7 protein-coding genes and 1 pseudogene are annotated in these 9746 nt (G+C 69.4%); 3 read left to right on the forward strand and 5 right to left on the reverse strand.

The features are described 5' to 3' along the window. The first annotated feature begins 114 nt into the window (after positions 1 to 114). Positions 115 to 423: an HNH endonuclease gene (locus G6023_RS12360; RefSeq protein ID WP_182635764.1), complete on the forward strand. Its 309-nt coding sequence runs from the start codon at positions 115 to 117 to the stop codon at positions 421 to 423. Between the two features lie 15 nt (positions 424 to 438). Here G6023_RS12360 and G6023_RS12365 read toward each other — a convergent pair whose 3' ends face one another. From G6023_RS12365 to G6023_RS12385, 5 genes are all read right to left on the reverse strand, one after another. Further along, entirely contained in the window at positions 439 to 2049 is a 1611-nt protein-coding gene (locus tag G6023_RS12365; protein ID WP_182635766.1) for a pyridoxal phosphate-dependent decarboxylase family protein, read from the reverse strand. Continuing rightward, positions 2046 to 3452: an MFS transporter gene (locus tag G6023_RS12370; protein WP_241727842.1), complete on the reverse strand. Its 1407-nt coding sequence runs from the start codon at positions 3450 to 3452 to the stop codon at positions 2046 to 2048. The genes G6023_RS12365 and G6023_RS12370 overlap by 4 nt, the downstream gene beginning before the upstream one ends. A gap of 140 nt (positions 3453 to 3592) precedes the next feature. Further along, positions 3593 to 4435: an aldo/keto reductase gene (locus tag G6023_RS12375; RefSeq protein WP_182635769.1), complete on the reverse strand. Its 843-nt coding sequence runs from the start codon at positions 4433 to 4435 to the stop codon at positions 3593 to 3595. A 156-nt stretch (positions 4436 to 4591) separates the two neighbouring features. After that, positions 4592 to 5161: a TetR/AcrR family transcriptional regulator gene (locus G6023_RS12380; protein ID WP_069390485.1), complete on the reverse strand. Its 570-nt coding sequence runs from the start codon at positions 5159 to 5161 to the stop codon at positions 4592 to 4594. Between the two features lie 92 nt (positions 5162 to 5253). Then, positions 5254 to 8067: an aconitate hydratase gene (locus G6023_RS12385; protein ID WP_132063340.1), complete on the reverse strand. Its 2814-nt coding sequence runs from the start codon at positions 8065 to 8067 to the stop codon at positions 5254 to 5256. A 245-nt stretch (positions 8068 to 8312) separates the two neighbouring features. Here G6023_RS12385 and G6023_RS12390 point away from each other — a divergent pair, with 245 nt between their 5' ends. Both G6023_RS12390 and G6023_RS12395 read left to right on the forward strand, forming a co-directional pair. Then, positions 8313 to 8852: an Rv1476 family membrane protein gene (locus G6023_RS12390; protein ID WP_187700164.1), complete on the forward strand. Its 540-nt coding sequence runs from the start codon at positions 8313 to 8315 to the stop codon at positions 8850 to 8852. A gap of 374 nt (positions 8853 to 9226) precedes the next feature. Then, positions 9227 to 9746, forward strand: a pseudogene (locus G6023_RS12395) (NlpC/P60 family protein); the annotation flags it as partial.

Raw genomic sequence — 9746 nt, forward strand, 5'->3', positions numbered from 1 at the left:
GATCACAATTCAGTTACACCACTTCTAGGGGCTTGACCTCTGGTCAACCCCGGGGCCCTACGGCTGCTCTCCGTACTGCTTCCGGAGGACTTCCCCGCGGATCCGAACTGGGCGATGTCGCGATCGCACTTCGCGTTCTGGGAGCTGTTCCCGACCATCGACCACCTGCAGCCGGTGTCCCGTGGGGGAGAGGACACCGAGGCGAACTGGGTGACGACATCTATGCTGCGCAACTCCGCCAAAGCGCACTGGACGCTCACCGAACTGGGATGGGGACTCCATCCCCCGGGCGATCACGCCCAGTGGGACGGGTTGACCGACTGGTTCGTGCGGTACCTCCGGGCGAATCCCGCTCCTATCGCGGTGCCGTACATCGGTCGGTGGTTCCGGGCGTCTGCTGAGATTCAGGCGAAGTTCGCCTGAATCACTCCATCACCGTCACTCCATCACCGCCGCGAGGTAGGCGCGGACCAGGCGGCCGCCCACGCCGGCGGGCAGCCGCTCGATCGCCGCGAGGAGCGGCGCCATCCCCGCATCGCCACCACGGCCTGCCTTACCCCCGCCCTCGCCGGCGGAGAGAACGCCGCCCACGAGCGCGTGGACTTCGTCTTCCGGCAGGGCGAGCAGGTCGGTGGGGGAGAGGGCCCCTGTCTCGAGCGCGTCGAGCACGTCGGCAAACCCCGTCGGAGGCGCCGGATCAGGCTGCCCGCGGACCTCGTCGGCGGCCTCAAACGCAACGCGGAGGATCTCCTCGACGAGCCGTTCGGTCACCGGGGTGATGGTGAGGTGGGACGACGACGACAAGGTCCCTCGCTTCTGGCGGTAGGCGGGCTGCGCCTGGACGGCGATGCCCCTCCGGGCGCAGGCATCCGCCCAGAGGTGCGGGTGAACGCGCCGGCCGTCTCCGGCGGACTCGTCGGCGACGACCGCCAGCAGTGGGCCGGGATCGCGGTCGAGGACTCGTAGCCCCTCGATGCCGGACAACCCGTCGACCAACCGATCGGTCGCCCGGGCGGTCCGGGCGACCAGTTCACGCTGCCCGCCGTCGCCGAGTACCTCGAGCACCGTCCACGCCGCCGCGGCGGGTTCGAGCGGTTTGGATCCGGCGAGCGTCGGGTTGACCACCGGGTAGCCGGGCCAGTCGACGGTGGCGAACCATGCCGCCCGGTGGCGTTCGCGGCCCCGGCTGAGCAGCACCGACGTGCCCTTGGGTGCGAAACCGTACTTGTGTACGTCCGCCGAGATGCTGGTGACCCGCGCGACACGGAGGTCCCAGAGCGGCATCGGGTTCGGCTCGGTGGCATCCGGACCGGCGTCGTCCGGACCGGCGGGGTCCGGACCGGGCCAGAAAGGCAGCACCAGGCCGCCGAGGCAGGCGTCGACGTGCAGCCCGATGCGCGGATCGTGGTCGGCCTCGAGTCCGGCGGCCACCTCGGCCACGGGGTCGATCACGCCGTTCGGGTACGCGGGCGCCGAACACACCACCAGCACCGTGTCCCCATCGACCGCCGCGAGGAGCTCGGCGGCGATCACCCGCCCCGTCCCGGGATCGACCTCGACGCCGACGAACCTCAGGCCCAGCAGGTGCGCGGCCTTGCGGAACGCCGCGTGCACCGTCACCGGCGCGACGATCGTTCCACCGTCGCCCGGCTGTCGACCGGAGACCTCGCGCGCGGCGAGGCAGGCGAGCATGCAGCTCTCGGTGCCACCGGACGTGACGTTCCCGTAGATGTCGCCACCGAGCCCGTCGCCGCCCTCGCCACCCGCGCCCGCGGACCGTCCACGGAGAATGTCGCGCACACGGTCGACTATGCCGCCGTGGATCCGGGCGACCGAGGAGTACACCGTGGGGTCGAGGCCGTTGACGCCATGGGCGAGACGAGCCGCGCGGGTCGCCAGTTCGTCGAGTTCGGCGAGCCCGGAATCGTAGACGTACGACAGGACCCGGCCCCCGGTGGTCGGCGGGTCCTGCGCCCGCATCGCGGCGAGGCGGGCCAGCGCGTGTTCCCCGCGATCGGTGATCTCCAGGGCGAGGGGATCGGGGGTCATGTTCGCTCCGTCCATCGGGGATAGGACCGGCCGAGAGTCCGGATCAGCAGCAGGCTCGCGCCGGCGAGGAGCGCGGGAACCAGGGAGAACGCGAGGACGATGGCCCAGTGCGCCGTCCCGGGCTGATCGGACACCCCGCCGGAGCGGAAACCACCGAATGCCAACAGGGCGAGCACGACGACCGGGCCCAGGGCCATCGCGCCGGTCTCCGACGCCGTCCACAGGCCGCTCATCGCGCCACTTCGTCGTCGTCCCCCCAACGAGCGATCCAGGTCGGTGCAGTCGGGCAGCATCGACATCGGTAGAGCCTGCATGCCCGCGTACGCGACACCAGCCAGCGCCACCGGGAGATGCACCCACGCGCCGGGGGAGAAGCCGGCCGGGATGAGCAGCAGGGTCGCCACCGTGAACAGCGCCGTGGCCGCGGCCAGCGCCGGCACCTTCCCGCGGGCGTGCGCGAGACGGGTCCACAGCGGCATCACGAGTAGCGCAGGGCCCACCAGTGCGAGGAAGAGCCCGGTCAGAGCGGTCTCGTCACCCAGCACGTAGGTCGCCACGTACTGGCCGCCCGCGAGCATCACGGCCGTCGCCACGGCCTGCAGACAGAACACCGCGACGAGCAACCGGAACGGCCGCGTGACCCGCAGCGCGTCGAGTCCGTCGCGATACTCGTGCGCGAGCCCACCGGCCGGCGCGTCGGCCCGCATGATCGTGCGGCGGCCCGCCACGAACGTCGACCACAGCATGCCCATGAGCATCAGCGCGGCGACCCCGACGGCCATCACCACGTATCCGGTGGGCCCGCCGCCGGCCGCGTCACGCAGTGCCGGGCCACCGCCCCCCGTGAGCAGAATCGCCGCGGCGAGAACGGCCACCCGCCACGCCAGCAGCGTCACGCGGGCGGCGGCGTCATCGGTGAGTTCGGCCGGCAGTGCCAGATACGGCACCTGGAAGCACGAGTACGCGATGGACGCCAGGAGGAAGAAGCCCATCACCCACACCCCGGCCGCGCCAGTGCTCCAGCCGGTCGGTGCCGAGAAGGTCGCGACGAACAGCAACGGCAGGGCCAGCGCCCCGAACAACATCAGGCCCGTGCGATAGCCGCTGCGGTGCGACGCCCTGTCCGAGATCGCGCCGATGAGTGGGTAGGCCAGGACGTCGATGACCTTGGGCACCAGCACGAGCACCGTCGCGACGGCGGCCGCCACCCCGATCGAGTCGGTGAGGTAGTACGCCAGCACCAACCCGGGCAGGGTGCCGAACGCACCCGTGCCCAGGCTGCCCGCCGCGTACGAGGCGAGGACCGGAGCCGTGGTGGACCGGTCGGTCACTGTCCGGCCCGGCGCGCCGCGGGGAGCCCCGCCCGCGCCGGGCTCCCCGCCCGTGTCCGCGGTGGTGGTCATGGACCGACTCTAGGGCGCTTGCGGCCCGTCGCGGCGTCGAAAAGAGCGTTCCGCACACCTACCTCTCGGCAAACGTGTGCGGAACTGTCTTCTCGATGGGGTCTGGCGGTGGGGTCTGGCGGTGGGGTCTGGCGGTGGGGTCAGCCGCGCCAGTCGAAGGTGTCCGGGTCCGGGCCCGAACGGGTGCCGTTGTGCAGCGCGGTGATGGAAGCCATCTGCTCGTCCGACAGCTCGAAGTCGAACACCTCGAGGTTCTCGCGCATGCGGGCCGGGCTCGAGGACTTGGGGAAGACGACGTCGCCCCGCTGCAGCACCCACCGGAGCACGACCTGGGACACCGTGCGCCCGACCTGCTCGGCGAGCGCCTGCAACTGGGGGTCACCGAAGACCGCGCCCTGGGCCAGCGGGCTCCATGCCTCCACAGCGATGCCCCGTTCGACGCACGCCGCGCGCAGGTCGTCGTTGACGAAGTACGGGTTGGACTCGATCTGGTCGACCGTCGGGGTGCTCAGGCCGGCCTCCGCCAGTCGCGCGAGGTTCGCCGCGGTGAAGTTGGAGACGCCGATCGAGTCGACGGCCAGGTCGGAGCGGATCTCCTCCATCGTCTCCCACACGGTGGCGACGTCGTTGTGCATCGCCAGTGGCCAATGCACGAGGTAGAGGTCGATGCGCCCGCCCAGGGCCTCGAGCGAGCGCTCGGTGGCCTCACGGGCGGCGGTGCGCTCGTGGAAGGTGTTGTTGAGTTTGGTGGTGATCCAGAACTCGTCGCGCGGGATGCCGGACGCCGCGACGGCCCGGCCCACCCCCTCCTCGTTGCCGTACATCTGGGCGGTGTCGAGGTGGCGGTAACCGGCCTCGATCGCGTCGGTGACGACCTTCTCGGTATCGGCGGGCGGGACCTGGAAGGTGCCGAATCCGACCTGGGGGATCGAGCGGCCGTCGTTCAGGGTGAGCTGGGGGATCTGCGCGTCAGGTGTGGACATGCGACCAACGTACGCGCCGTTCCCGTGGCCCCGCCGAGAAGAGGATCTCGTGCACGCTCACTCGACCGATACGCGCGTTTTCCTCTTCTCGGCGGGAACCTGCGGAGGCGGCGGAGGCGGCGGAGGCGGCAGGCCCGGCGGGAGACCGGCTCCGGGTCACCCCTGCCCGGTCCGCAGGGACGCCTCGACGAGGTCGAGCATCTCGCTGACGTGCTCGGTGCCGCGACCGGTCGCCAAGTGCGTGATGAGGCCATCCAGCACGATGTCGAGGTACACACGCAGCACGTCCGCGGGGATGTCGGTGCGCATCCTTCCGGACGCCTTCTGTTCGCGGAGGCGGGCCACGACCGCCGCGTCGACCTCCGCCTGTCGGTCCGTCCACCGTTCCCGGAAGTCCGGGTCGGTGCGGATCCGCCGGGCGATCTCCAGACGCGTCCCGAGCCAGGAGAACTCCTGGGGGTCGGCGAGGATCTCCCGCATCACCTGGACCAGACCCTGCGCGGCCACGGTGGCGGCCATCGCTGCCGCGTCGTCGTGCGCGAGTGCGAGGAAGAGCGCGTCCTTGTCGTCGAAGTGGTGGAAGATGGCACCCCGGCTCAGTCCGGTGGCCTCTTCCAGACGACGCACCGTGGCGCCCTCGAACCCGTACTCGGCGAAGCACTCACGTGCGCCTGACAGGATCTGGTGTCGCCGGGCGTCCATGTGGTCCTGACTGACCCTGGGCATCTCGCTACCTTCCTTCGGAAACACCGCGGCGGTGCGCAGTCACCTTGCCTGAGCAGGGGAAACCGCGCACCGCCGTTGATGTGGGAGGCCGATCAGCCCTTGATCATGTTCCGCAGGACGTACTGCAGGATGCCGCCGTTGCGGTAGTAGTCCGCCTCGCCGGGGGTGTCGATGCGCACCTTGGCGTCGAACTCGACGACCTGGCCGTCCTCCTTGGTGGCGGTGACCTTGACCGTCTTGGGCGTGGTGCCGTTGTTCAGCTCCTCGATGCCGGAGATGTCGAAGGTCTCCGTGCCGTCGAGCCCGAGGGTCTCGTGGGACTCGCCCTCGGGGAACTGCAGCGGGATGACGCCCATGCCGATGAGGTTGGAGCGGTGGATGCGCTCGAACGACTCGGTGATCACGGCGCGGACGCCGAGCAGGCGCGTGCCCTTGGCGGCCCAGTCACGCGAGGAGCCGGTGCCGTACTCCTTGCCGCCGAGCACGACGAGCGGGGTGTTCTGCTCGGCGTAGTTCTGCGCGGCGTCGTAGATGAACGCCTGCGGCGCGCCCTCCTGGGTGAAGTCGCGGGTGTAACCGCCCGTCACGCCGTCCAGCAGCTGGTTCTGCAGCCGGATGTTGGCGAACGTGCCACGGATCATGACCTCGTGGTTGCCGCGGCGGGAGCCGAAGGAGTTGTAGTCCTTGCGCTCCACGCCGTTGGCGTCGAGGTACTGCGCCGCCGGGGTACCCGGCTTGATGGTCGACGCCGGCGAGATGTGGTCGGTGGTGACCGAGTCGCCGAGCTTGGCCAGGACGCGGGCGCCCTTGATGTCGGTGACCGGCTCCGGCTCCATCTCCATGCCCTCGAAGTACGGGGCCTTGCGAACGTAGGTCGACTTCTGGTCCCACTCGAAGGTCTTGCCGTCCGGGGTGCTGAGACCGCGCCAGCGCTCGTCACCGGCGAACACGTCGGCGTACTTGGACTTGTACTCGTTGGACGAGATGGAGGCCTTGATGGTCTCCTCGATCTCCTCGGAGGTGGGCCAGATGTCCTTGAGGAAGACGTCGTTGCCCTCCTTGTCCTTGCCCAGCGAGTCATTCTCGAAGTCGAAGTCCATCGAGCCTGCGATCGCGTAGGCGATGACCAGCGGCGGGGACGCCAGGTAGTTCATCTTGACGTCCTGGTTGATCCGGCCCTCGAAGTTGCGGTTACCGGACAGGACAGCGGTCGCGGTGAGGTCGTTCTCCTGGATCGCGGCGGAGATCTCCTCCGGCAGCGGGCCGGAGTTGCCGATGCAGGTGGTGCAGCCGTAGCCGACGAGGTGGAAGCCGAGGGCCTCCAGGTCGGGCCAGAGACCGGCACGCTCGTAGTACTCGGTGACGACCTGCGAGCCCGGGGCCATGGAGGTCTTGACCCACGGCTTGGCCGTGAGGCCCTTCTCGTGCGCCTTGCGGGCGACGAGCCCGGCGCCGATCATCACCGACGGGTTGGAGGTGTTGGTGCACGAGGTGATCGACGCGATGGACACGATGCCGTGGTCCAGCACCATCTCCGTGTCGCCGACCTTGACCTCGACCGGCTTCGACGGGCGGCCCTCGGAACGCGTGGACGCGTCGGCGCGGACCGCACCTTCCTCGGCATGGGCGAGGGTCACCTTGCCGGCGTTGTCCGACGGGGCACCGCCCTCGGACTGCATCCGGCCCTTCTCGGTGTCACCGAGCGGCTTGGCCTCGCCGTCCACGTAGTTGTGGATGTCCTTGCGGAACGCGCTCTTGGAATCGGAGAGCTCGATGCGGTCCTGGGGACGCTTCGGGCCGGCGATCGACGGGACGACGTCCCCGAGGTCCAGCTCCAGGTACTCGGAGAAGACGGGCTCCTCGGAGTCCGGGTGGAGCCACATGCCCTGCTCCTTGGCGTAGGCCTCGACGAGGGCGAGCTGCTCCTCATCGCGGCCGGTCAGGCGCAGGTAATCGATGGTCTCGCCGTCGATCGGGAACATGGCGCAGGTGGAGCCGAACTCCGGGCTCATGTTGCCGATAGTGGCGCGGTTGGCCAGCGGCACGGCCGCGACACCGGCGCCGTAGAACTCGACGAACTTGCCGACGACGCCGTGCTTGCGCAGCATCTCGGTGATCGTCAGCACCACGTCGGTGGCGGTGACGCCCGGCTTGATCGCACCGGTGAGCTTGAAGCCCACGACGCGGGGGATGAGCATGGAGATCGGCTGACCGAGCATCGCGGCCTCGGCCTCGATGCCGCCGACGCCCCAGCCGAGGACGCCGAGACCGTTCTCCATGGTGGTGTGCGAGTCGGTACCGACACAGGTGTCGGGGTAGGCTTGGCCGTTGCGGACCATCACCGTGCGCGCCAGGTACTCGATGTTGACCTGGTGGACGATGCCGGTGCCCGGGGGGACGACCTTGAAGTCGTCGAACGCGCCCTGACCCCAGCGCAGGAACTGGTACCGCTCCTCGTTGCGCTCGTACTCGATCTCCACGTTCTTCTCGAACGAGCTGGCCTGACCGAAGGACTCGATGATCACCGAGTGGTCGATGACCATCTCGGCGGGGGCGAGGGGGTTGACCTTGTCCGGGTCTCCACCGAGCTTCTCGACGGCCTCACGCATGGTGGCGAGGTCGACGATGCAGGGCACGCCTGTGAAGTCCTGCATGATCACGCGGGCCGGCGTGAACTGGATCTCGGTGTCGGGCTCGGCACTGGGGTCCCAGCTCGCCAGGGCCTCGATGTGCTCCTTGGTGACGTTCTTGCCGTCCTCGGTGCGCAGGAGGTTCTCGGTGAGGACCTTGAGCGAGTAAGGGAGCTTCTCGGCCCCCGGAACCGCCGACAGGCGGTAGATGTCGTAGGTCTCGTCGCCGACCTCAAGGGTCCCCTTGGCGCCGAAACTATCAATGCTTGCTGTCACGTCAGCTCCACTCGTGGTGCGAATGTCGGTTCGTCATCCCTCCCGGTGTCACCGCGTCTGTCTCGGGCGGCGGCGCCGGGGCGGACACAGCATCCATTGTGGACCCTGTGATCCGTCTTCGGCCGCCAATTTACCAGTACGCCCGTCCTGTATAGCCCCCGGCACGCCCGAACGTGGGCACGCGACTGCGGTTATCGCCGACGAGCGGCGCGTGGGTTCGTGGGCGACGACGGAGAGATGGCACCATGTCGCACGTGGACACTCCCTCCGATCCCGTGACGGTGCTCGCGTATGCGGCCGAGCCGATCATGTCGTTACGGGAGGACGAGGTCCCGCCCTGGCTGGACTACCAGGCAGTGGTCGCCGACCTCGCCGACGACGGGGTCTCCGCACCTGCACCGTTCGTCGAGGGCCTCCGGACCGTGGTGGACGAGGCCGGTGATCGAGGTCTGGACCTGAAAGTGGTCTACACCGAGGCGCCGGCGACCGTCTACACGGACGCCCGTGACCTCGCGGCGTTCCTGGGCGAGGAGTACGACGGCACGATCCTCGTGCGCACCCCGGTGTTCATCGGCAGCTTCAGCGACTCGATCCCGCGCCACCAACTCGAGGCCGGACAGGACGACGCCTGGGAGGAGTTCGACCCGGTGGCCTCCGCCGCGGTCTTCGCTCACAAGGTCACCGCCCCCGCTCCGCCATGGGGCGCCCTGACCGCGGCCGCGATCGTGGTCACCGTGCTCGCGCTCGTCGCCTTCGCGATCGTCCTGCGACGTCGCTCACGCTGAGAAGACGCCGAAACGTCGCTTTTCCGACAACGGTGTCCAATTCGCGACACGCCGCCCGTCCTGCTGTTATGCAAGTTACAGCAGTGTATTTTGCCGACCGATGTTTCACATGTGTTCCCTGTGACCTACGGTGCTAAAGGAACACTAGGTTCTACCGAGTCGTGTTGAGGCTCCAGTGGCGCAGGGGAAGGCATCACCGGCCGCCGACACCGCCTCGGTCTCGCGTCCCGCCGTGCGGGTCGCGCGGTCAGCCGCACCCCGGTGCGGTCAGCGGAAGGTGAAACGTGGAGCCTGACCATTCGTCGAACCGTGCCCGAGGGGCGCGCACACGCAGGTATCCCGGAAGGGCACCCGGGCGGGCGGCACTGGCCGCGGTGCTGGTCCTGGGAACAGCCGCCGGTGCGGTGCAGGCGCCGGTGGCCGGAGCCCAGCAGGTCACCGCGGTCGCGCCCGGCGACATCTCCGGCCTTATCCGTGCCGTCGCCGATGCCAGCGCCCGACTGGACCAGACCCGCGAGGAGATCGCGGTCAGCCGGGAGAGCGTCAACAAGAGCCTGGTCGACCTCCAGATGGCCCGGATCGAACTCGACCGGGCCATCGCCGAGGCAGACCGTACCTCCGCCGAACGCGAGCAGGCGGAGTCCGGCGTCGAGTCCGCGCGCGGCACCCTCGACGATTATTCACGGCTGTTGCACCGGCAGGGAACCGCACCGGGCGCGGCGTCGGCGATCCTCGATCCCGGCGGGCCGGCGGATGCCGGGCTGCGCCAGGAGTATCTCCAGCGAGCCGCGGCCGACCAGCGCACCGTGGTGGGGGAGATGGTGGCGGCCGCCGATGAGGCCGCCCGGCGCGAGTCCGAGGCAGTGGCCGCCCGCGACTCCGCCGAGCAGCGTT

It is taken from the genome of Dietzia sp. DQ11-71 (assembly GCF_014144995.1).
GTDB classification, from domain to species: Bacteria; Actinomycetota; Actinomycetes; order Mycobacteriales; family Mycobacteriaceae; genus Dietzia; species Dietzia kunjamensis.